19 protein-coding genes are annotated in these 25,119 nt (G+C 35.9%); all 19 read right to left on the bottom strand.

The genetic code is table 11. From position 1 onward, the window contains the following. Positions 1–776 precede the first annotated feature (776 nt). Entirely contained in the window at positions 777–1,316 is a 540-nt protein-coding gene (locus tag B5D12_RS03825; RefSeq protein ID WP_078755570.1) for a QueT transporter family protein, read from the bottom strand. A 117-nt stretch (positions 1,317–1,433) separates the two neighbouring features. Continuing rightward, the gene (locus B5D12_RS03820) at positions 1,434–2,201 is read right to left on the bottom strand and encodes a 3-oxoacyl-ACP reductase (RefSeq protein WP_078755569.1); all 768 of its coding nucleotides are present in this window, start codon (positions 2,199–2,201) and stop codon (positions 1,434–1,436) included. Then, positions 2,194–2,418 carry a DUF2829 domain-containing protein gene (locus B5D12_RS03815; RefSeq protein WP_066124049.1) on the bottom strand — a complete coding sequence of 75 codons (225 nt, stop codon included), beginning with the start codon at positions 2,416–2,418 and terminating at the stop codon, positions 2,194–2,196. The genes B5D12_RS03820 and B5D12_RS03815 overlap by 8 nt, the downstream gene beginning before the upstream one ends. A 177-nt stretch (positions 2,419–2,595) precedes the next feature. Continuing rightward, complete coding sequence (locus B5D12_RS03805; protein WP_078755567.1) at positions 2,596–3,261, bottom strand: uracil-DNA glycosylase; 666 nt, start codon at positions 3,259–3,261, stop codon at positions 2,596–2,598. Positions 3,262–3,615: 354 nt separating this feature from the next. Next, positions 3,616–4,896, bottom strand: coding sequence for a hypothetical protein (locus B5D12_RS03800; protein ID WP_143412032.1), 1,281 nt, complete (start codon positions 4,894–4,896; stop codon positions 3,616–3,618). Positions 4,897–5,423: 527 nt separating this feature from the next. Continuing rightward, positions 5,424–7,220 carry an ABC transporter ATP-binding protein gene (locus tag B5D12_RS03795; protein ID WP_078755565.1) on the bottom strand — a complete coding sequence of 599 codons (1,797 nt, stop codon included), beginning with the start codon at positions 7,218–7,220 and terminating at the stop codon, positions 5,424–5,426. Continuing rightward, positions 7,217–8,971, bottom strand: a complete 1,755-nt coding sequence (locus B5D12_RS03790) for an ABC transporter ATP-binding protein (protein ID WP_078755564.1) — start codon at positions 8,969–8,971, stop codon at positions 7,217–7,219. Before B5D12_RS03790 ends, B5D12_RS03795 begins: the two co-directional genes overlap by 4 nt. A 388-nt stretch (positions 8,972–9,359) precedes the next feature. Further along, positions 9,360–10,082 carry a pseudouridine synthase gene (locus tag B5D12_RS03785; RefSeq protein ID WP_078755563.1) on the bottom strand — a complete coding sequence of 241 codons (723 nt, stop codon included), beginning with the start codon at positions 10,080–10,082 and terminating at the stop codon, positions 9,360–9,362. Then, positions 10,082–10,678 carry an SMC-Scp complex subunit ScpB gene (gene scpB / locus B5D12_RS03780; protein WP_234982906.1) on the bottom strand — a complete coding sequence of 199 codons (597 nt, stop codon included), beginning with the start codon at positions 10,676–10,678 and terminating at the stop codon, positions 10,082–10,084. The genes B5D12_RS03785 and scpB overlap by 1 nt, the downstream gene beginning before the upstream one ends. A gap of 10 nt (positions 10,679–10,688) precedes the next feature. Continuing rightward, complete coding sequence (locus tag B5D12_RS03775) at positions 10,689–11,426, bottom strand: segregation and condensation protein A (protein WP_078755562.1); 738 nt, start codon at positions 11,424–11,426, stop codon at positions 10,689–10,691. A gap of 22 nt (positions 11,427–11,448) precedes the next feature. Beyond that, the gene (locus B5D12_RS03770; RefSeq protein WP_078755561.1) at positions 11,449–11,847 is read right to left on the bottom strand and encodes a hypothetical protein; all 399 of its coding nucleotides are present in this window, start codon (positions 11,845–11,847) and stop codon (positions 11,449–11,451) included. Between the two features lie 245 nt (positions 11,848–12,092). Next, positions 12,093–12,896 carry a purine-nucleoside phosphorylase gene (locus tag B5D12_RS03765; RefSeq protein WP_078755560.1) on the bottom strand — a complete coding sequence of 268 codons (804 nt, stop codon included), beginning with the start codon at positions 12,894–12,896 and terminating at the stop codon, positions 12,093–12,095. A gap of 10 nt (positions 12,897–12,906) precedes the next feature. Further along, positions 12,907–14,079 carry a phosphopentomutase gene (gene deoB / locus B5D12_RS03760; RefSeq protein WP_078755559.1) on the bottom strand — a complete coding sequence of 391 codons (1,173 nt, stop codon included), beginning with the start codon at positions 14,077–14,079 and terminating at the stop codon, positions 12,907–12,909. 107 nt (positions 14,080–14,186) lie between these two features. Beyond that, a complete protein-coding gene (xerD, locus tag B5D12_RS03755; protein WP_078755558.1) occupies positions 14,187–15,083 on the bottom strand; it encodes a site-specific tyrosine recombinase XerD in 897 nt (298 codons plus the stop codon). After that, on the bottom strand, positions 15,083–15,937 hold the full coding sequence (locus B5D12_RS03750; RefSeq protein ID WP_234982905.1) for a CvfB family protein: 855 nt from the start codon (positions 15,935–15,937) through the stop codon (positions 15,083–15,085). Before B5D12_RS03750 ends, xerD begins: the two co-directional genes overlap by 1 nt. Positions 15,938–16,296: 359 nt before the next feature. Beyond that, the gene (locus tag B5D12_RS03745; RefSeq protein ID WP_078755557.1) at positions 16,297–20,607 is read right to left on the bottom strand and encodes a PolC-type DNA polymerase III; all 4,311 of its coding nucleotides are present in this window, start codon (positions 20,605–20,607) and stop codon (positions 16,297–16,299) included. Positions 20,608–20,716: 109 nt separating this feature from the next. Further along, positions 20,717–21,985, bottom strand: coding sequence for an RIP metalloprotease RseP (rseP, locus tag B5D12_RS03740; RefSeq protein ID WP_078755556.1), 1,269 nt, complete (start codon positions 21,983–21,985; stop codon positions 20,717–20,719). Between the two features lie 393 nt (positions 21,986–22,378). After that, positions 22,379–23,722 (bottom strand): DEAD/DEAH box helicase, encoded by a 1,344-nt coding sequence (locus B5D12_RS03735; RefSeq protein WP_078755555.1) that lies wholly within the window; start codon positions 23,720–23,722, stop codon positions 22,379–22,381. Positions 23,723–23,879: 157 nt separating this feature from the next. Then, positions 23,880–24,935: a peptidylprolyl isomerase gene (locus B5D12_RS03730; RefSeq protein WP_078755554.1), complete on the bottom strand. Its 1,056-nt coding sequence runs from the start codon at positions 24,933–24,935 to the stop codon at positions 23,880–23,882. Positions 24,936–25,119 lie beyond the last annotated feature (184 nt).

The raw sequence follows: 25,119 nt of genomic DNA, 5'->3' as shown, positions 1-25,119 counted from the left end.
AATAACAATAACTTGATTAAGTTTACCAAATTTATCTTTAACCTCATTAAAGACGCAGATTGAGACCACTCAACCACTGCGCTTTTAATTTAATAACAATAACTTGATTAAGTTTACCAAATTTATCTTTAACCTCATTAAAGACGCAGTTTGAGGCCACTCAACCACTGCGCTATTATTATCGAGCAATCACTTGATTAATTTTATCGAATTGATGTCGAACCTCTTTAAGACGCAGTTTGAGGCCACTCAACCACTGCGCTATTAATTAATGAACAATAATCTTAACTAAATTTATCAAGTTTATACCCAGACACTTAATGCTTCATTAGTTTTTTATCTTTAAAAATGGTTGAAACATCCGTGAAATTAATTTATCGCCTTTTGATGGTGCTGGGTTATTAGTCTGTTTGATGAGATATACGACAATACGTTTACTCTTATAATATAAATTGAATGCCATTAAAAAGCGTTACAGCGAAACTTTTAGTCAGATTGGTGCCTTTTGCGATAACATGAGTCTGTTTGACAATCATTACTATGAAACCATTAACCTTTAGATACCCATTATTCAAAAAATAATCAAAAATGGAAATCAGGTACTCAGCCTATCGTCTCTTAATACTATCTTAACTTTTTTAATACCCAACAGTAGTATACATGAACTAGTGATGTCTTCTCTTGTTAACCTATTTAGCCTTTCAGATAAACAAAAACCTTATAGTCTAGCGACTCCAAATGGAATCAGTGCTTGACTATAAGGTTATTTTTATCTATTAAGCATTAAAATCAACACGTTTACTAATCGCATACATCACAGGAATTCCTAATAACATAACAACTAATTCACTGATAAATAATGAACTGTAAACTGGCCAAAATGCAGCTTCAGCGCCCACCATTACTAACATAAGCGCAATGGTAATACATCCTGCGGCAAATACTACAGCCATCGCTAAATATCTTAAAAACATCGGATCATATTTAAAGAATTGATGTTTTTCATTTAATGATACTAACCAATCCCCTACCCAACGACCAATAAACATCGAAGCTAATGTTGTTAAACTTCCGATGACCATATCGACTGGGCCATATTGATAAAAGTTTGCTAAAAAGACTCCCAACGTTACAGCATAAATATAACGACGGTTATAAAGTCCTAAGAAATTTAACATTTCTGAAATTCTAAATTGAACTGGACCATAAGCGACCGGTGCAACTAATAAGGTTAAGACCATATAGAGAGACACGACTATAGCGGATTTTACCAAATCCATGGTGCGACTTTGCGCAGTATAACTTTGATGATTCATTTTTGATTCTCCTTTGTAGGCTGTCATCCTAGCCTAGTAATAACGATGACCAAAGGATGCAGAAGGTATTCCTTCCGTCGAAGTGTCATCGTGTTGTTTATTAACAACTCTGTTATTTTATCGTATTAACCAACCACCGTCAAGAGGAATAACAACGCCTTGCATATAATCAGCTGCATCACTCGCTAAAAACAAAGTTAATTCGGCTACTTCTTCCGGTTGAGCCCAGCGTTTAACTGGTGTTTGAACCGCTACCCAATTTGCCATTGGCTCTTCACCGATAAAATCATTCGCATTCATAGGTGTTTGAATAGCGCCAGGTGCGATCGCATTGACTCTTAGACCACGTTCAGCATAATCATAGGCTAATTGTTTCGTGAGTCCTGCAATCGCATGTTTAGCGGCTGTATAAGCAACTCCACCACCACCAGCAGTTAAGCTCGCTATAGAAGCCATATTGATAATACGCGAGGTCGGATTTTTTAATAAATACGGTAAAGCATACTTCGCCATTAAAAATTGAGAAGTCAAATTATTCGCAAGTATCTGTTGCCACTGACTGAAGCTCGTTTGTTCAATTGTTTGATAATTATCTAGCATTCCTGCCGTATTACAAAGTACTTGTAATTGCCCATATTTTTGATTTAAAACTTCAAAAACTTCCTTAACGTGAGCTTCGTCGGTTAAATCTTTTTTGATAAAAATTAAACGGTCTGTTTCTGGTAGATTATCTGGATAGGATACTTTATCGACCGCTAAAACTTGGTGCCCTGCTTTTAAAAAAGCTTGTACTTGTGCATAACCAATGCCAGAACTAGCACCTGTCACGATAACCGTCATTTGCTGTGGCAAAAAGTGCTCTCGCTTTACTTTGAGATTAGTCATTGACAATCATCCAGTCCTCTGCCAAAATGTCGCAGACTGTTGGTTGAAACATGCTATATCCTTCACCTTTTACCATAATGACAAAATAAGGGGTCATGGTAACACCTTCAATGGTCGTTTCTGGAATATATTTTACATATTCTTCATAACCGCCCCAACCTTTACGAATAATTTTAGCTCCTTTTTTTAATTCTGGTAAGATTGCTTCAAATGTCATGATTAATAACTCCTTTTTGATAATTTTTTATTGTTTTTATAATAGACATAGTACGCATGAATCCTTTATTGTTAGTAACGCTATGTAATATTATATAGATTTGACAGTCATTTGATAGAATCTGTATTGTAAATCTACAGATCACCCCTAATAAAAGAGTATCGTATTCTTGGCCAATCATTTTTTAACCCATTGAATGGGATGCTTATCCAATATTTGATTAATTTTACTAAAGGGTTTTGAACCAAAAAATCCACGATAAGCTGATAAAGGACTTGGATGAGGTGCCTCTAAAATATAATGTTGTGGATTTTTAATCAACGCCCGTTTCTTTTGAGCGGGTTTACCCCACAATACAAAAATGATTGGCAGTGATTGCTGATTTAATCGTTGAATGACGAGATCGGTTAAGGGTTCCCAACCAATATTTTTATGGGAATTAGCTTGATGTGCTCTTACAGTCAATGAAGTGTTAAGCAATAAAACGCCTTGTGTTGCCCAATGACTTAAATCACCCGACAGCGGAGGCTCAACACCTAAATCATCGGCTAGCTCTTGAAAAATATTTCTCAATGAAGGTGGTAACTTCATACCATCAGGGACTGAAAAAGCTAATCCTTGCGCTTGACCATCATCATGATAAGGGTCTTGTCCGAGAATCACTACTCTTACTTGATTTAATGGTGTCAGCTTAAACGCATGAAAGATTTGCTCATATTGAGGAAATACTTGATTTGTTTGATACTCTAAATCAACCACTTTTTTTAATTGAATGCCGGCAGGTGTATTGAAATAACCGGCAAAAAAATCATTCCAGTTACTAGCATCATTGCAATTATTCATTAAAAACTCCATCTATAAAATATTTAGGTTGTTTAAGGTAACCTATCATCCTTTTTCAAAACATTCTTGAAAATGTGATCATCATTAAAATCTTATGATGTTCACTGCTTCATATAGTTTATCAAACTACAGGAAGATTGTAAAAGCATCTCTATAAAGAGACTGGGCATAAACTTGATAAATTTTTTCCTTACTCGAGTAGTCACTGTTTAATACTTAATAAACCCGTATTGGTTTTTATCAAGAGTAAAAATTTTAACGAAACAAAAAAGAACTTTCCCCTGTTAAATTGACTTAATTTTTTAAGTCTTATTTTAACAGGAGCAGTTCAATTTAAAGTTTTTAGCTAGCATTTTAATCTAATACAATTTGCACAGGCTCACTTAAAATAATATTATTGTAGGCTAGTATTTGGGCTGAATAAAAGATTAAAGTTTCTCCTGGCGATAAAGGTGTCGTTATATTAATCTGAAACAGTCCCTTTTCATCGGTTTCTGTCTGTAGAAAAGTAACTTTTTCTGCTGTCACTCTCTTAAACACGATTAATGTATTGGAAGCCGCTTTTCCTTTCAGTTGCATACTTGCTTGTTGCACAGGTTCAATTGTTGGTATTGCAGGTCGATTTGGATTGGGGTCAATCTCTTGGATAATTCCTTTTTCAGACATATTGTCAGCTAAATCCACACTAAATACCGAAATGATATCATCCTCTTCAAATGGTGTCGATAATTCTAAGTAAAAATAACCCATCGAATCTGTAGGAATGATGACCGGTGGTTTGGTCCTTGAACGCAGTAATACTAAAGTGTTGGGCTCACTATAGCCAGTGATGACCATTTGTCCCGCAACTAAATGTTGTTCTAATGTCGGGGCATTAGGAGCTTGCGTATCGGCTACACTCGTCTCCATCGTAATGGGAATCGTCTCAATGAGTACTTGATTCGCATCATAAATATTAATTTGAAATTGTTCAGCACTTGATAATTTCCATGGTAGTTCAATATAAAAATATCCCATCTCATCATAAGTAGCTTGATAAGCTTGACCATTAGACATTATCGCTTCAATGATATACCCTTCGCCAAATCCTGTTAAAAAAATATCGCCGACATTCGTTTTTGAAAATTCAACATTCGTTTTAGAGGTTACAATGGCTGTCAATTGAGTCGTCTGCGATGTCGGTTGTGGCGCGGAAGAATATAGTGACTCTTGTATTGGTTCATTAGTTTCAATGGAAGTACTCGTCACCGTTATAGAATTTAATAGAGACTCATCAATCACAATATTGGGGTCAAATAACATCTCCTTATTAATATAAAAATGACCATTATTATCTGCTACTTCATCGAATGTATACAATTGATGATCAAGCGAAATCTCAATTTTTAAATATGCTGAAGGAGACGTTGTGCCGGCAATGACAAATTGATTTACATCAAAAGGTTGTACTTCTAAAAAATGACTTATGCTAGAATCGCTTGTTGTCTGTTCTGTAACAATTTCAGATGTTTCAGTCGATTCTTCTGCATTAGCAATCAATCCCATCGTATTGTTATAGCTTATTAAAAGACCACTTAATAATAAAATAAACTTCTTAATGGAAAACGTCTCCTTTCTTAAGAAAATCTTAACCATAATTTCATTATATGACTTTTGTTATCCGTTTTCAATAGTTTTATTCGAAACATTTCTTTTGTACCAACTATACCGATATGCTAATAGGTTAAATGATGAACATAGGGGGCTTTAATCAAAACCAAGACCACCATTGTAATACAAGCTATTCACTCCCTATCATTTGTAAGCTAGTACCATATTACTATCAAAGACACCTAATTTCTGTATCTTCCAACTACAACAAAATAAAACTAAAAAAACCGGAGTGGATCAGAAGTGAAAATAAGTTAATTTCCGCTTCAACTGCCCATCCCCGTTTTGTTGAGAAATTATCTAATTAGTCTTTTGGCCGGCATTTAAGTTAGCAAGTGATATATCTAAACTTCGCTGATTGAAATGAAGATCGATTACATAGGATAGCCTTAAAATTAGTGATTCATTTAGTAAATATATTGCTAATACCTCTTTAGTCCATCCTATTCGAACAATGCCAACACTAACCTGTTTATGAAGTCTTCGCGATAAAAGAGGTGTCATCTTATTGATTATGATGCGTGACTCATGGATTGCAACTGATACATTTGATAATAAGTCCCTTGCAAAGCAATTAGTTCATCATGGGTACCACGTTCAATAATACGGCCTTTATCTAAGACTAATATTTCATTTGCATCCTTAATGGTACTCAAACGGTGAGCAATTGCAATCGTTGTTCGTCCTTGGCGCATCTTTTGTAAACTATTTTGAATATATGTTTCCGTTTCAGTATCAATATTCGCTGTTGCCTCATCGAGAATTAATAGTTTTGGATGACGTGCCATGGTTCTAGCAAAGGAAATTAATTGTTTTTGACCACTAGAATAACTGGCACCCCGTTCAATGACTTTCTTATGATAACCTTTAGGATCCGTTTCGATAAAGGTGTCGGCATTAACAAATCGCGCCGCTGCTTTAATTTCTTCATCACTTATGGAGGTATCTAATAATCGAATATTACGCGCTACATCACCATAAAATAAAAATGAATCTTGCAATACTAGTCCTACTTGGTCTCTTAAGTGTTCATAACTAAACTCCCTTAAACTATGACCATCAATTAACACATCACCGGCATGGTATTCATAAAATCGCATTAACACATTGATAATAGAACTTTTACCACTACCTGTATGACCTACTAAAGCAACTGTTTCTCCAGGATTAACCGTAAAAGTAATATCCTTTAAGACATCTTGTTTGCCATCGTATGAAAAAGATACATTTTTAAATTCAACTTTTGCCTGATCAATTGTCGCTTCATCATTCACTAACTGTTCAGGTACTAACTCTGTATGATTCATGACCCGTAAAATACGTGAACTTGAAACCACTCCGTCTTGCATTTGGCTTAAGCTTTCCATCATCATGCCCATCGGTCTAAAGAAGGTCGTACTATATTGAGTAAAGGCATAAACAATCCCCACTTCAATCGTTCCGTCAAAAAATTGATTTCCTAAAACATAAAAGACAATAGCTAATGATATTGATTCTAATAACGCAATAAAAGGATTAAGCATTAATGCATGCATCGAAATCATTTTGCGACGTCCTCTATACTGTTCTTCGTTATCAATATCAAACTCATCAATCATCCGTTGTTCTTGTCTGAAATGTTGAACAACAGACATTCCTGTAATATTCTCATTCAATTTAGTATTTAATCGACTTAAATTTTCTCGTAAAGTACGATAAACGCGTGAACTATAAGATTGATAATACCAAATAACAGCTAACATTATCGGTAAGAAACCTAAGAAGATTAAGGCCATCTTCGGATTTAATAAAAACATTCCTACAAAAACCGATGTAGCGGTGACAATCCCTTCAAATAACGAGAAGAAGACCACCCAAAAATCTTTTAATGTTTCGGTATCATTCGTAATTCTTGAGACAATAGAACCGGCTGGTGTTTGATCAAAATAACGCATTCCTAAGCCATTAATTTTGCGAAAAATTTTATTTCGTATCGATTCTACGGTCTTTTCAGAAGCTATACTAAATAAAAAAGAAGAATAGTAATTACTGATCGCTTGTATGACAATCAACAGTAAGTAAATTAAAGCAAATAATAAAGCTGTTTGTAAGGTACCACTAGTATTTCCTAAATACTTATCAATATATGTTTGAATGACACGCGGCATTGCAACTGTCACAATTGAAGAGACCGAACTAAAAATCATTGCTAATATAAATTGGCCTTTAAATTCAAAGGCGAACGCCATGATGCGACGAGAAACATCAATTTGTTCTTTTACAGGCATTTTCTTTGCCCAATCTGATTTATAAGTTTCTTGTGCACTCATTCTGTCACCTCTTTCGACCATTCTTGTTCTAATTGTTGACGGTCAAACATTTCTTTATACCATCCACCTAAATTAATTAATTCATCATGTGTGCCTCTTTCTGAAATCGTTCCATTATCAATGACAATGATTTCATCGGCATGCATCACACTACTAATGCGATGAGCTGAAATAATCGTCGATTTATTTTGACGATTGGCTTTTATTGCATTTAAAATTTCTTCTTCGGTTCGAGCATCAACCGCAGATAATGAATCATCTAAAATAAGTAATTCCGGGTTCATCATCATCGCTCTGGCCATTGAAATACGTTGTTTTTGACCACCAGAAAGGGCTACTCCTCGTTCACCAACTAATGTATCATAGCCATTAGAAAAGCCTTCAATATCATCATGGACACTCGTCAATTTAGCTGCTGCTTCTACTTCCATTTGGGATGCTTGCGGGTCCGCAAAACGGATATTATCCCGAACGGTAGTTGAGAAAAGAAAATTATCTTGTGGCACAAAGCCTATGTTCGTTAATAAAGAATTTAATGAATACTCCTTAATATCATAACCATTAAAGCTAATATGACCATCATATTGATCATAGTCTCGCATTAATAATTTGAATATCGAAGACTTACCGGCACCTGTTTTCCCTACAATTCCCAGTGTTTGTCCTTGTTTAAGTGTAAAATGCACATGTTCTAATATCGGTTCTTGATCACCTGGATAGGTAAATTGATTAATATTAAATTCAATATCACCAGCAATTGGTGTTGTTATAGCATCTGTTGCTTCGACAATATGGGTTTCATTTTTTAATAATTTTTCAATCCGATTGTAGCTAACAGCTCCACGTTCTAGTGTATTGAATAACCGTCCAATCGCAATCATCGGCCATCCCATGCGGGTTACATAATTTAGAAATGCCACTAATAAACCAACTGTTAATTCACCTTTAGAGACTAAATAACCACCATAAAAGACTGAAATAACCGAAGATAAGCCCATCACCGCTTGAATACTTGGTCTAAACAAAGCATCATAACGGTAGGCATTGCGGTTTTTTTCAACCACTTTTTTGGTATGATCTTCAAAGTCTGCAATATCGCGTTCTTCTTCACCAAAAGTCTTAATGACTTTCATTCCACTTATACTTTCTTGAACTTTATCATTCATGGATGAAAAAGCTTCTTGTGCATGTCTAAAATGATAATGAACCTTTTTACCATTAAAACGGATAATAACCGCTAATAATGGTAATGGTAAAATAGCTGCTAAACTCAAGCGCCAGTCAACTGCAAAAAACATCATGAGGATAGTCATTAAACCTTGTGAAATAGAGTCAAATAAAGTCAGTATCCCGCCACCAGCAACCATTCGCACCGTCGTAACATCAACCGTAGAATGGGCCATTAAATCACCTGTACGGTGTTGTTGAAAGAAAACTGAATCCATCTTAGTAAAATGAACAAATAAACGACGACGCAGGATTTTTTCTAATTTAACCCCTGTTCCAAAAATATTCATTCGCCAAAAATAGCGCATAATATACTGGGCAACAGCAATAGCTAATAATATAGCAATCCAAATCCACAATTGATTGGCTGTTAACGTTTTGGCCGTCATACCATCAATAATCGCTGCAATGACCATTGGCACTAATGTCGCTAAAATACTTACTAAAAATAACAATGAGACGCCGATAATGTATTGTTTCTTTTCTTGTTTAAAAAACCATCCTAATCTTGAAAATATCTCCAAAATACCACTCTCCTTATATCAATAATTAGTTTACCATTAAAATTTGATAAGTCAATCAGTTAACACTGTTAACCTATATCATGAGAACTGATTTTTCATATGTTTTAGTTAATAGTATTCTTCTCAATACAAATAAAAAAAGGAGTGGATAAAGTAAAAATCACCGGATTTTCACTTTTTATTCCCACTCTTACAAGTTTCTTTATTGATTAGCAATCGTATCGTGCTAAGCATCAAATCAGTCAAATGATTTTGCATGTTACCAGTAATTGGTCTAAACCGAGTCATTACAACGCCGTTTGAGCCTACTCACAATTTAGGGTGTAGCAGACGCAACCAAAATCAATCGCTATTCTACTGCTTGGCCATTCCCGCTGTTCAGTCACTTTTAACGATTTTCAGCCATTTGAATTAATTTATTTACTTCAAAAGCCGTTAAATCGCGTGAGTCGCCAGGTTGTAAACCTTTCAAGTCTAAAAAGGCATAACGTTCACGTTTTAAATTCATTACCGGATGGCCGACTGCTTCAAACATTCGTTTTACTTGGTGATTCCATCCTTCATGAATCGTTAATTGTACAATTGCTGTATTATTATCTTTATTAAAGCTAATTAATTCTGCTCTGGCTTTACTGGTTTTCTTACCATCAATAACGATGCCGCGTTCTAAACGTCTTAGCGCCTGAATATCCGGTATCCCATTGACTTTCGCAATATAGACTTTATCCATTTGCGAACTTGGGTGCATCATTAAATTCGCAAAGTCACCATCATTGGTTAATAATAGTAAGCCGGTTGTGTCATAGTCTAATCGACCTACAGGATAAATCCGTTCCTCGATTTGTGGTAATAAATCTACTACCACTGGACGACCTTTGTCGTCACTAACCGCACTAATATAAGATTTAGGTTTATACATTAAAATATACACTGGGTGTTCACGGTAAATCGGCACGCCATCGACTTCAATTTTATCATTGGCCGATACCTTGAATCCTAATTCAGTGACAACTGTCCCATTAACCGTTACGCGTCCTTCTTGAATAATAGTTTCACATTTACGACGACTATCTACCCCTGCGTGTGCCATTACTTTTTGTAGTCTTTCCATTAATCTGACTCCTCTTCGTCAAAATATTCAATTTCCCATTGTTTGGTTGAAAATAATGATTCATTGACCGGTTGACCATGCAAGGCCAGTGGTTCAATTTCCGGTAAATCTTCTAAAGTGGTTAAACCGAAATAATCCATAAAATAATCCGTCGTGCCATATAAAACTGGACGGCCTGGTGCTTCTACACGCCCCACTTCTTTAATTAAATCTCTTAATAACAATCGTTGTAACATACCACTGGATTGTACGCCACGAGTCTCGTCAATCCCCATACGGGTAATCGGTTGACGATAGGCGATAATGGCTAAGGTTTCGATGGCTGCTCTTGATAGTTGTTGCGTAAGGGGTGACTGGGCAAATTTTTCAACATCGAATTCGAGTTCCTGCTTTGTAATTAAGCGATATTGCTGATTAAAGTTTACCAATTCAATCGGCGACTGCGCATCATGTTGTAAGTCCAATGATAATTGTTGCAGTGCATTGGTCACATCCGTTAAAGAAACTTCCAAAGCGTTAGCAAGTTGCTCTCTGGTTACCCCTTCATTGCCAGCAACAAATAAGATGCCATGAATTCTTTTAATTAATGATTCCAAAAAATTCCTCCTATTGTGCAACTGCCTTAATCGTAATTGGGGCGAGTGCTTCTTCTTGGTAAAAGACAATCGATTGCTTTCTCACCATTTCCAGTACCGCCATAAAAGTCGTAATAATTTCATGGCGCGAATGGGAATTTAAAAGTGATGAAAATTTAATTTTTCCCCTTTGAGTTTGAATGATAGTACGTATTTCAGCAATTTTCTGTTCTACCGTTAGCGGATCATGTTCAATTTGTCTTTCTTTTGGAGCTCGTGCTAATTCACGTTGTAAGGCTAATGAAAAAGCATCCGCTAATTGTGCTAAGGATATTTCATTTTCTGGTAAAGGAATTGCGCTTTGATATTTTGATAAATCTTCCGCCGGTCTGGTGAATAAATGTGAACGATTAGCTTCTTTAATTTCTAAGGCAGTAGCCACTTGCTGAAATTGTTGATACATTAAGAGTTGTTGTACTAAGATTTCCCTAGGGTCACCTTCATATTCACTATCGATGTCTTCTATCGGCTCAATCGGTAACAACATCCGCGACTTGATTTCTAATAAAGTAGCAGCCATTACTAAATATTCTCCGGCTATATCTAATTCCAATTCTTGCATACTTTTAATATAGGCAATATATTGTTCCGTAATTTCAGTCATTGGAATATCATTTATATCTACTTTTAATTCTTTAATTAAATGCAAAAGCAAATCGAAAGGACCTTGAAATGCTTCTAACTCTAGTTTCAGTATTTCTTTGGTCATCTCGATTTACTCCTCTAACTTACTATTCTTGATTTTCCTCACGATATCGAATCGACCAATTTTTAACGATTTCACTCATCAAAATCGAACCCTGAATCGAGGCTTCAGGATATAAGTCTCTTAATTCGACATACATTTGATAGCCTAATCCTTCTGTCCGATAAGACGGTAATAGGGCAGCACGATGAATGGAAATTGCCATTTCAATCTCCTCAGATACGTTTTTATTAATTTCAACTACCAAAACTCCGATGTAGTTGTCTGAGTCTTCTCCTTTATATAGAAAAATCTCATAATTAGGATTTTCTTTAATCGATTCAATGACCTCATGCTGCTCTGCCGATGTCATTGAATCATCAAATGTATATGACAATAAACCCCATACTATTTTTTCATTTTTATTTTTTGAACGTATAAGCATGTAATGCCTCTTTCCATAATTTTGAAGCACAAATGATTCCTTTCAAAGAGTTCTGTTCATTTGAACTTCGATTTTGTTAATTTAAATTGATATTAATTCGTTGTCTGAGATTCACTCAGGTTTTGCTATAGAACTCTTAATCACCGAAATATACTAACATTAAAAGACGAAAATTGCAAATCTTTCCTCAGAACAATCAGCTTTAAAAATGAAGATAGGCGTTTAGTAAACCTCGATTCCCCACCTTAATCTAAGCGAGCGATGGTACCGCGTAATAATTTTTTGAAATTAGGTTTCGCTTTTTGTGAATATTCCATCACTTCTTCATGATTTAAGCTTGCTTGCATACCTGCTGCATAATTAGTAATACATGAAATACCAATGACTTCCAAGCCACAGTGTTTTGCTACAATCACTTCCGGCACCGTTGACATCCCTACAGCATCCCCACCGATAGTACGTGCATAACGAATTTCCGCTGGTGTTTCGTAAGTTGGTCCTGTAAACCAAGTATAAACCCCTTCTTGTAAAGTAATCCCAATCTCTTGAGCCACTTCTTTTAGTAAAGCTTGCCCTCTTTTACTATAAGCTTCAGACATATCGACAAAACGTGGACCATGATCGTCAATATTCGCTCCAATTAAAGGATTTTCTCCGGTGATGTTTAATTGATCTGTAATGATCATTAAGTCCCCTGGCGTAAAGTTTTCATTCACTCCACCCGCTGCATTGGTTACAATCACTGTTTTACAGCCTAATTCTTTGAAAACACGCACGGGATAAGTGACGGTTTGTAAATCATAGCCTTCGTAATAATGAAAACGTCCTTGTAATGCAATAACTTTTTTACCTTCTAACTCACCGTATACCAATTGCCCCGCATGACCCGCAACTGTTGAAACAGGGAAATTGGGAATGTCTTCGTAAGGAATGACGATTTTGTTTTCAATCTCATCCGCTAATTCACCTAGCCCAGAACCTAAAATTAATGCGATTTGCGGCTCTACGATACCTTGTTTGATTAAATATTGAGTGGTTTCTGTAAACATATTATGCCTCCTAAATTAATTGAGATAAGAATGATTGGCCAAGTCCGGTTGATTCAACCTCGAAATTATCAGAAATGGTTGCTGCAATGTCTGCAAAGTGAGTCGCTTGTAATTCTTTTGGTTCCTTTAATGACGGACTATAAACTAAAATTGGCACATACTCGCGAGTATGGTCGGTACCAGTAAAGGTTGGATCATTTCCATGGTCGGCAGTAATGATTAATAAGTCGTCTTCTTGCATTTTTTCATATATTTCAGGAAGACGTGCATCAAATTCTTCTAACGCTTGGCCGTAGCCTTCTGGGTTACGACGATGACCATAGACAGCATCAAAGTCGACTAAGTTGGTAAAACTTAAGCCAGTAAAGTCTTGATCCATGACACGTAATAAGGTGTCAACACCATCCATATTATTTTGCGTACGATTGCTTTCAGTAATTCCTTTTTCATTAAAAATATCAGCAATCTTACCAACTGAAATAACACTTTTTCCTGCATTTTTTAAGAAATCTAATGTCGTATCCGAAAATGGACTCAACGCATAGTCATGACGATTTGCGGTCCGCACAAAATTACCTGGTTCCCCAACATAAGGACGCGCAATAATTCGGCCTAACATATAGGGATCTTCTAAAGTAATTTCACGAGCATACTCACAAATACGGTATAACTCTTCTAATGGTATCACTTCTTCATGAGCAGCTATTTGTAATACGGAGTCAGCAGAAGTATAAACAATTAAGTCCCCCGTTTCCATTTGATGTTTACCATAGTCTTCTAACACTTCTGTACCAGAGTATGGTAAATTACAAACAATTTTACGACCAGAAAAAGCCTCAATTTTATCTAGTAATTCTTGTGGGAATCCATCGGGGAAAACACGGAAAGGTGTCTTAATATGTAATCCCATAATTTCCCAGTGACCTGTCATCGTATCTTTCCCTGCAGAAATTTCTTCTAATTTAGTCCAATATCCTTTCGTTTGTTCAACTGGGGTCATTCCTTGCAAAGGCTCGATATTGACTAAACCTAATTCAGTTAAATGAGGTAGTGATAGTCCTGCATTTTTAGCGATATTACCTAATGTATGAGCACCCACATCACCAAAGTCTTTAGCATCTGGTGCTTCTCCGATTCCGACTGAATCCATTACAATGAGATGGATACGATTAAATTTTGTCATATAACTTCCTTCTTTCTTTAAAATGATTAAGATTTACATTTGTTATCTAAATTAATAGTTATCTAATTTAATTTCGATAGGATGTCTATTAAGCGTTTGACCTGTTATCAAGAACGTGGAAAAGCTTTCCGATATACTTCTTGCAGACGTGTTTTAGAAATATGGGTATATATTTGAGTGGTAGAAATATCAGAATGTCCTAATAATTCTTGTACCATCCTTAAATCGGCTCCATGTTCTAATAAATGCGTCGCAAATGAATGCCGTAAAACATGTGGCGAAACGGCATCATTATCCAGTCCTATTTGTGCTACGTATTTCTTAATGTTTTTCCAAATACCTTGTCTAGTAAAAGGTTTACCGCGCTCAGTTAAAAAGACAATATCAGTTGGTTTCCCTTTACGTTGAAATGCGGGTCTAACTTCTTCAAAATAGCGTTGGATCCAATAGGTTGCTTCTTCACCTATCGGAACGATTCTTTCTTTATTGCCCTTACCAATCGTTCGGATAAAGCCTAACTCTAGATGACAATGTCGCATCGATAAATGGGTCAATTCACTCACTCTTAGGCCACTCGCGTACATCACTTCCAAAATAGCTCGATCACGAATCCCCCAAGTCGTACTTAAATCAGGAGCTTGTAATAAATCATCAATTTCATTAACCGTTAGTGCTTTAGGTAGACGTTTGGGCTTTTTAGCACTTTTAATCATGGTCATCGGCGATTGTTCGATGACCTTTTCGATTACCAAATAATTAAAAAATTGTTTTAAACTGGATAACATGCGATTGGTTGAACTCGCTGAGTAATGTTCAGCTTTTAACTGTGCTAAAAAATTTTGGATTAAAGGTTTATTTAATTGTAACATCGTCTCAATGTTTTGTGCTTTAACAAACTCATTAAACTTTCGCAAGTCACGGCCATAACTTTCAATTGTATTACTAGAACGCGCCTGATCTAATAATAAGTATCGCTTAAAATCTTCGATATAGGAACTTAACATTATAATTGATAAATTCCTTCATTTTTCTCTTGTCTGATTTTTTTATTTTTTAAAAGATTACCTATGGCGCGTTTAAATTGAGCTTTACTAATCCCTAATTGTGCTTGAATGGCTTCTGGGTCTGATTTATCATGCAAAGCTAAAAATCCATTAGGTGCTTTGTTTAAAATAGCTAAAATCATTTGCGCATCATCGGTGATCGCTTCATGAGCGCGCGGTCGCATAGAACCATTTAAAGAACCATCTCGTGCAACATTTACCACACGCACAGTGACTTCTTGCCCTAATCTTAATGTTTCAGTTTGTTCACTCTCATGAATGAAAACTCTAAATCCTTCTTCAGAAATGGCTAATGCCCCAGCTAGTTTCACTTGATAGACTGTCACCTTTAATTCTTGATTCATTAATCGTTCAGGTGCTTTTTTAAATAATTGATTAAATTGTTCTACTTCAGCAAATTGTCCCCAAAAACGATTCTTATCATCTACAAAGAAAGTTAGATAAAGTTTATCACCTTTCTTCGGCCATAACTGTTTATTCTCTGGTAAATAATCCAGTGACATCACGACATCTTTTTCTTCTAATCCGACATCAATAAAAACACCTAAATCCTTACGCGCACTGATAACGGTTCCCCAACCATAATATCCCGGCCGAATTAAAGGTAATTCTGTTTGCATCACTTTCTGGTTAAAGCGATTCTCATAAATCATCCCTTCAACCGTTTCTCCTAATGTATAAGTATCCTCGGTTGTTTTTTTATTTAATTCGAAGGTAATCCCTTCATACTGTGCATAATAAGCTTGTTCATTCTCATCAGTAATTTTACCGACGACGATTTGTCCATATTTCACTAACAACACCTCACATTCATTCAATATTTTAACATAATTCACTATAAAATGCTTTCAAAAACATTAATTTCTCTATGACTAATCTCATTCAAACCATCACTAATTTACTTTTTATCATAACTTTCATCTTGAAAAAAGCACTGCTTAAGTTCAACTCAAGCAGTACTTCATAAATTTAAGTATTATGTTATTACCTGTCATTCTACCCAATAGAGTGAAACAGGGCATCATCGTTGAATGACCAAATAACACTCCTTGAGAATTTATTTGTAACTACTCGATTATGTCAATCGGGACAGATTAATTAAACAAACTAATGTTTTTCACCTTATGTCTACTCTCAATTAACTCAACTATCCTTAAAATAAGCTTAATTGATCTTGGTCTGGTAAATGGTCTAAGACCCCATTTTCAGTAAGATATTCAATAATTGTTTTCGAAACTTTGCCACGTTTTTGTAAATCTTCTTTGGAAATAAATGGAGCTTCTGATCGTGCTTTAACGATCTGTTGGGCGACACTTAGACCTAAACCAGATACCGCATTGAATGGTGGTATGAGCGTATCTCCTTCAATTTTAAAGACATCAGCTTCTGATTTATCCACATCAATCATCGAAAATTTAAAGCCACGCTCCAGCATTTCATTGGCTAATTCCAGAACGGTTAGTAAGCTTTTTTCCTTCACTGAAGCATCAAAACCTTTTGCTTGAATTTCTCTAATCCGACGTTTAACCATCTCTTTTCCTTGATGCATCGCTACTAAATCGAAATCTTCAGCCCGAATTGAAAAATAGGCAGCATAATAATGCATCGGATAGTGCACTTTAAAGTAGGCCACTCGTAAGGCCATCATAATATAGGCGGCCGCATGGGCTTTCGGGAACATATACTTAATCTTTAAGCAAGAATCAATATACCACTCTGGTACTTTGTTTTCACGCATCGTTTCTTGCCAATCATCCGGTATCCCTTTCCCTTTACGGACACTTTCCATAATCTTGAACGCTAAGCCATCTTCAATGCCATATTGCATTAAGGTCACCATAATATCATCACGACATCCGATTACTTTGGCTAGCGTCGTCGTTTTATTTTTGATTAGTTCCTGCGCGTTTCCTAACCAAACGTCGGTACCATGTGACAGCCCTGAAATTTGCAGTAATTCAGCAAAGGTCTTCGGTTTGGTTTCCGTTAACATTCCTCTAACAAAGAAGGTTCCGAATTCCGGTACGCCCAAAGTTCCTGTTTCCGAAAAAATTTGCTCACTCGTCACTCCTAAAGCTTCCGGTCCACTAAATAAAGACATCACATCTGGGTCATTCATCGGAATGGTTTGGGGGTCAATGCCACTTAAATCTTGTAATTTACGAATCATTGTCGGATCATCGTGTCCTAATATATCGAGTTTTAAGACATTGTCATGAATCGAGTGGAAATCAAAATGGGTAGTTCGCCATTCGGCTGACAAATCATCAGCTGGATATTGCACTGGGGTAAAATCGTAAACATCCATATAATCTGGAATAACAATAATTCCTCCCGGATGTTGACCAGTCGTTCTTTTTACACCTTCAATTCCTTTGGCTAAGCGTTCTTTTTCTGCTTGTGGCATATGTTCTCCAGTAGTTTCGAGATAGCCTCTAACATAACCAAATGCGGTCTTTTCTGCAACGGTCGAAATGGTTCCGGCACGATAAACATAATCTTCACCGAATAATACTTTGGTATAAGCATGGGCACGTGGTTGATATTCACCAGAGAAGTTCAAATCAATATCGGGTACTTTATCACCATAGAATCCTAAGAAGGTCTCAAATGGAATGTCATGGCCATCTCGGTATAAAGACTTGCCACACTTTGGACAGTCTTTCGGTGGTAAATCAAAACCTGACCCTACTTCTCCTTTAGTGAAGAATTCACTGAATTTACACTCTTTACAATAATAATGGGGTGCTAACGGGTTTACTTCCGTAATTCCTGTCATGGTTGCGACTAACGAAGAGCCTACCGAACCCCGTGAACCAACTAAATATCCATCTTCATTACTTTTATGAACCAATTTTTGGGAAATTAAATAAATAACCGCAAAACCATTGGAAATTATCGAATTCAATTCTTTTTCAATACGTGCTTCAACAATTTCTGGCAATGGATCACCATATAATTCATGAGCTTTATCATAACTTAATCGACGGATTTCTTCATTACTTCCTGGAATATTAGGCGTAAATAGTTTATCTTTTATAACTTCGATCTCATCAATTGAATCAGCAATTTTTTGAGTATTGGTTACCACTAATTCTTTAGCCTTTTCACTACCTAAGAAGGCAAATTCCATCAACATTTCATCCGTCGTTCTAAAATGAACAGGTGGTAAAAATACATGGCGATTAGCATTAATTTTCATCGATTTAATTAGAATTTCACGATAAATCGAATCTTTTTCATCTAAGTAATGAACATTACCAGTCGCAACAACGGGAATATTCTTTTCTTCACCTAAACGTACTAATTCACGCATAATATTTTCTAAATCGGTAACTGAACCTAATTGTTCTTGGTCGATTAAAGTTTGATAAACTGATTTTGGTTGAAGTTCAATATAATCATAAAAATCAACTAGCTCCGCAGTCTCATCATACCCTTTTTGCATCATCGTAGTGAAAATTTCACCTTCACTACAAGCCGTACCTACTAGTAAATTTTCACGGTATTTGACTAATAAACTTCGCGGTATCCTTGGTGTTCTAAAAAAATACTTAACATTGGATTCAGAAATGATTTTGAATAAATCTTTTAATCCATTTTGATTTTTCGCTAAGAGCGTCGCATGGAATGGGCGAGCATTTTTATAACTATCACCTTCACCTAATTGATCATTTAATTGCGAATGCAAGGTCATATTAAAATCATCTTTTGCTTGTTCCAATAATTTATACAAAATATAACCTGTTGTTTCCGAATCAAATACAGCTCGGTGATGTTGTTCTAAATTGATATTATAATGTTTTGCTAATGTATTTAAACGATGCGCCCGTAAATGACTATTAACTAAACGTGATAACTCTAATGTATCAATGACAGGTTGCGTTGTCTCTTCAAGTCCCATACGAAGATAGCCCTTATTTAAAAAGCCCATATCAAAGCTCGCATTATGGGCGACTAAAATTGTATCTTTACTAAATTCATAAAATTTTTGTAAAACTTCGGATTCCGGTGGTGCATCTTGCAACATCGCATCAGTAATACCGGTTAACTCTGTCGTAAAGGCAGAAAGCGGATGCCCAGGATTAATAAAGGCTTCAAACGTATCGATCACTTCTCCATTTTGCATTTTGACACCAGCTAATTCAATAATTTTATCGTAAACAGCCGAAAGTCCCGTTGTTTCCACGTCAAACACTACATAGGTAGCGGAATCCAACTCGATTGGTTGTGGATAATAAGCAATCGGTTCACCATCATTAACGACATAAGCTTCAATACCATAGAGCACCTTAATATTATTCGCTTTTCCTGCTGAATAAGCTTCTGGAAAGGCTTGGGCTGCTCCATGATCGGTAATAGCAATAGCTGGATGCCCCCATTTAGCAGCCTGTTTAATAAAATCACTAACACTATTAGTAGCATCCATTTGACTCATATTCGAATGTAAATGCAATTCGACCCGTTTTTCTCCCTCTGGGGCACGATCAACCCTTTCGCTATGGGTAATATGACGAATACTACGCGGTCTAAAGTCTAATTCCGATGTAAAGTTATCCGGCACCATATCCCCTTCTAGACGTAACCAGTCCCCCTTATTATACAAGGTAAATGATTCTTTTTTAATACCGCGTCCACTCATTAATTTTACAGTTACCGAACTCGTATAGTCCGTGACTTTTAAAATCATTAATTGATTGCCAGAACGTAAATCTTTAATTTCTTTACTAAAGACATATCCTTCAATGACTTGTCTAAATTGATTATCAGGCAACTCTTTGATGGGGGTAATAATATTACTAGTAATGTCTTTACCGATTGGTTTAATATCACTATTATTAACAGGTACTTCGATACGCGTTTGTTGTTGACGCTTTTCAGCCATTTCCATAGCTTCTTTAAGATTTTTTTCATCTTCCAACATCTTACGTTCCATGACACTTAAACGTTCTGCTTCGTGCAATTTTTCATCAAAATAATATTCAATCTGAATATTATTAATTCCAACTCTTGATAAATGTTCCATTAATAACTCATGATATTGGTTTTGGATAACATCAATTTGTTGTTCCATTGCTAAAGCAACTTTAATTGTTCGACCATCCAATTGATGCTTAGCTGAACCTAATAGTGTTTTAACGAATGGTTTTTCCATTGAAACGACACTTAAAACGGCCGTCCAATAATCTAAAATAGTTTCATCAGTCAATTGATCATGATCAAACTGCCACCAAACCTCCACTTTAGCAATAGCTGAAAAAGCCATGCGCAAATGGTGTATAAAAACATTATAAACATGTGGATGGAATCGTTCGGCACTCTTCAAATGAAAATGCCATTGATTTGATTGTGCTAAAATATCGACATGGTCAATAGCTGTTTGCGATAAAGCGTCTAAAATATCTTCATCTTGCAATTGAATTTGATTTAACAAATGTTGAAATAATTCTGTCTTGTCCATCATTATCCTCCATTTTCACTAACATAAAGAAAAGGAGGCGGATAAAGTCACCTACGTCACTTTATTGCCACCTCATCTTTTCTTGGCTTTTATATTTTATCAAACTATGCGATTAAAAGAAAGCTCTCATAATATCATTCCATGTCACTACAATCATCAAAATAAATAAGATTGCTACTCCAATTAAAGTAATAATGCCCTCTTTTTCTTGTGCTAGTGGTTTTCCTCTAATAGCTTCATAAATATTTAAGATAATTTTTCCGCCATCAAGTGCTGGTATAGGTAATAAATTCATAATACCTAAGTTTGCACTTAACATAGACATAAAGCTGATGACCGTTAAGGCGCCATGTTGGACAACTGTATTCGTCATTTGTGCCATGGCTACCGGTCCACCAAATTGATTCACATCAAAACCACGCTTAAACATTCCTAAAATAGTAGAAATAACCATGGTAATCACAGCCCATGTTTGACTAAAGCCAAATAATAAACGACTCTTGATGCTCGTATCGTAAGAACGGATAATCCCAATTTGTCCAAATGTTTGCCCAGATTCCTCATCCTTAACTTCGTTAACGGTAATTTGACTCGTTTGGATCTGATTATCACGTTGATATTCGATAGGAATTGTTTTTCCAGGATTTGCTTGGATGGCCATCGCTAATTCGTTCCAATTATTTATCGTTTGATTCCCAAATTTCGTTATCCGGTCTCCTGCTATTAAACCGGCTGTGGCTGCCGGAGAATCAGCACTTACCTCACCTATGATGGAGTTGTCTGACACAACACCTCCTGAAATTAAGGCAACAATCATAAATCCAACGATAGCTAAAATAAAGTTGTTCACTGGTCCGGCAATATTGGTCTTAATTTTATTCCAAGGCGTGGCACTTTCATAACGTGTCGCTCTTGGTGAAACCAAAACCTTAGTACCATCGGCCTCGGTAATAAAAGCATTTAGATCTACTTGATAAGTAACCATCGTTTCTTGTCCAATGGGAAGTGCTCGTATCATCATCTTATCGATTAATTCTGCTTCATCTACTTGTACCGGTAATTCCTCAGGGGCATTTTTATCGGAAAGATTAATACCAGTTACAATGTTTTGTTCATTGAGGATTAATCCTACTTGCATCCCCGGTTCGATCCCGTCTTCTTCATTTAAACCTGCTAAGCGCACGTAACCTCCTAATGGCAACATTCGCACAGTATAAGTCGTACCGGATTTATCTTGTTTGGCAAACAATTTAGGACCCATACCTAAAGCAAATTCCCGCACTCGAATCCCGGCTTTTTTGGCAAAATAATAATGCCCAAATTCATGATATACAACAATAATTGAAAATATCAGTAAAAATATGACAATAGTTTTTAACATTTAAAACACCTTTTCTTAATGAATATGCTTCTTATTATAGCATAACTCCAATCTCTTATTGAAGTGATTGGGCAAACAGTTTAAAAATTCTATTTGTCTCCATATGTTGATTTCATAGCGCAGTGGTTGAGTGGTCTCAAACTGCGTCTTAAAAAGACTGAGAATAAACTTAATAAATTCAATCAAGCAATTACTCGATAATTCAAAGCGCAGTGGTTGACTGGGGGGTGCCAACGAAGCGAAAATTATTCGATTTTCTACTCCACGCCACTCCCTAAAACCTCACTCATCCAAATTACAATAGTGAATGTAATCCGTCTAATTACAAACAAGAATCCCTTCCGTATCAATACTCAGAATGGGTTTAGCTAAAATATTTAACACGATTCAGAATTATTTACCTGAACGTCCCTGATTCCGTCTCATTGAACGTGCTTGCTTTTTAGCTGTTTGACGTCTTTGTTCTTTAATTTGAATATCTAGCTTTTTCTTATAGCCAGGTTTAACTTTACGTTTTTTATTTTTAGCAATCATGCCTTTGATTACCGAATCATCCGTATCTTTTTTAGTATCTTGGCGTTTTTGACGGCGATTACGCATTTTGGCTGGTCTGATTTCACCTTTTACTAGCTCAATTTCAGTAAATTCAATACCTTTTTTCTCTAACTGGATAATCGCTTGATCATCATCTGGTGTCACAAAGGTATAAGCAGTCCCAGCAATATTATTACGTCCTGTTCGTCCTACACGATGAACAAAGAACTCTAATTCCTTAGGTACTTCAGTATTAATCACCATTGAAACTCCAGGTATATCAATCCCTCTAGCAGCTAAGTCGCTTGCTACTACAAATTGATAGTCCAAATCTCGAACTTGCTTCATTAGGCGTTTACGCTCGCGCGGTGGGATTCCACCATGAATCAAAGCTAATTTTAAGCCTTGTTCTTTTAGATAATCAGCCACTTCATCAGCATATTGTCTGGTATTACAAAAGACTAACGCTAAGTAAGGATGTCCCATCGTTAATAATTGATAAACTAATTCACGACGATCTTGCCCTTTCGTATTGATTAAATAATTTTGAATGTTTTCAGCTAATACTTGTTTTGGCTCAATTTTAATCTGTTTAGGGCTGGTCACATATTTATTTAAAAAGACCGATAATTGCTGAGGTATGGTAGCTGAAAAGACCATTAATTGTAACTCTTGGGGCATTCTCGAAGCAATTTCATCGATAATCGATAAAAAGCCTAGATCCATCGTCATATCGGCTTCATCAACAACCATTATCTTAGTTGTTTGAACCCATAAGGCATTGGCTGACATGAGGTCAAAAATACGACCAGGGGTTCCGATAACAATATGTGGTTGACGATTGTTAAGCTTTTCAATTTGACGATCTTTATCAGTACCACCGACATAATTATTTACAACAATTTCTTCTGGTGCATCTTTGACCAATTGTCGCGTCACATCATATAATTGATTCGCTAACTCACGACTGGGAGCGGTAATAACGACTTGCACACTTGCCTCTTGAGGATCGATTTGATTGACAATCGGTACTAAAAAACTATGTGTTTTACCTGAACCAGTCTGAGATTGAACGATTAAGTTTTCACCTGCTAAAGCCGGTTTTAAAACTTCTTCTTGAACAGCCGTTAAATTTTCAAATTGTAATTCTGATAATGCTTTCTGGATAAACGGCTGTAAATTTAATTCTTTAAATGTTGTCATTGTTTTCTCCTTCTTGTTAGAACATACAAATAAATTGTATCATATTAGGAGTTGTATCTCACTACTAAAATAATAAAAAGTCAGGCTTGAGTCTTTTAAAAAGTTAATCCTTTTAATGCCTCAAAACCTAACTTAGTCATTTGTATTATCTATTTAATTACTCAGCAACTGTTGTCTCTTCAGCGGCTTCGTCTTCAGCAGCAGCTCCTTCTGCTTCTGTTTCTTCTGATTCGCCTTCAGCTGTCGTTTCTTCGGCTGCTTCTTCAGCGGCTTTAGCACTTTCTTCAGCTGCTTCAATTGCAGCCATTAATTCATCTAAGGCTGGTTTTAAATCTTCATCTTTAATTTCTACGCCTTTTTCTTTAATGAATTTACCAACAATGTTATAAGCTAAATTAGAATCGTTGTATTTACTATCTAAATACTGTTGTTTCACTTCATCTTTTACTTCATCATAAGGTTTCTTCTCACCATTATTGATAACATTGATAACATGGTATCCATATTGTGATTTAACAGGTTCTGGCACTAATTCTCCACTAGCAACTGATTTAACAGCTTCTTCAAACTCAGGTACCATTTGTCCAACTGAGAATTCACCTAAATTACCACCATCTGCTGATGAGCTATCAGTTGATAATTCTTTCGCTAAATCTTCAAATTTTTCACCGTTATTTAAACGTTCAATAACTGCGTTAGCTTCTTCTTCTGTTTCTACTAAAATATGTTGTGCTTCCATTTTTGGCGCATAATCACTTTCGTAGTAAGCTTTAATTGCTTCTTCTGAAGTATCTACATTTTTACCAATAACTTCTTGGAATAAGTTACGAATATAAACAGACTCTCTAAAATCGTCAATTGAACCTAAGTTTTGATAAGCTAATAATTGTTGGAAAACCTGTTCACCACCAGCACTTTCAATTTGTGCGTTTACTTCTTCGTCAGCAGATTTCTTCAATGCCTCAGCATCATCTACATTTTGAGTTAACACTTTTTGAATAATCATACTGCGTAAAGTAGCAGTACCAGCTTTCGCTTTTAACTCTGCATAAAAATCATCTAACGAAATAGTTTCGTCACCGATAGTTGCAATGACTTCAGATTGACTATCAGCAGTTGCTTCTGTGTTTTCATTCGCTTTTGTAGGAGTGCAACCTGCTAATAAGAACATTACTGCCGATCCAGTCACTACTTTTACTAAACTTTTTTTCATTATAAATAAAACTCCTTCATTGACTTAAAGTGTATAACAAGATAACTATAACATATTTTGTGGTCTTATGGTACTTTTTCAAGAAAAATGATAGTGTCAAATTATTGTTGGTTTTCCTCTACCATACTTTTTACTAATTCTCTGAACGCTTTTTCATGGATTCCATATTTTAACCGCTATCCTT

The organism is Globicatella sulfidifaciens DSM 15739, from assembly GCF_900167405.1.
Lineage (GTDB): Bacteria > Bacillota > Bacilli > Lactobacillales > Aerococcaceae > Globicatella > Globicatella sulfidifaciens.
This window is presented reverse-complemented; position numbering and strand designations above follow the sequence as displayed.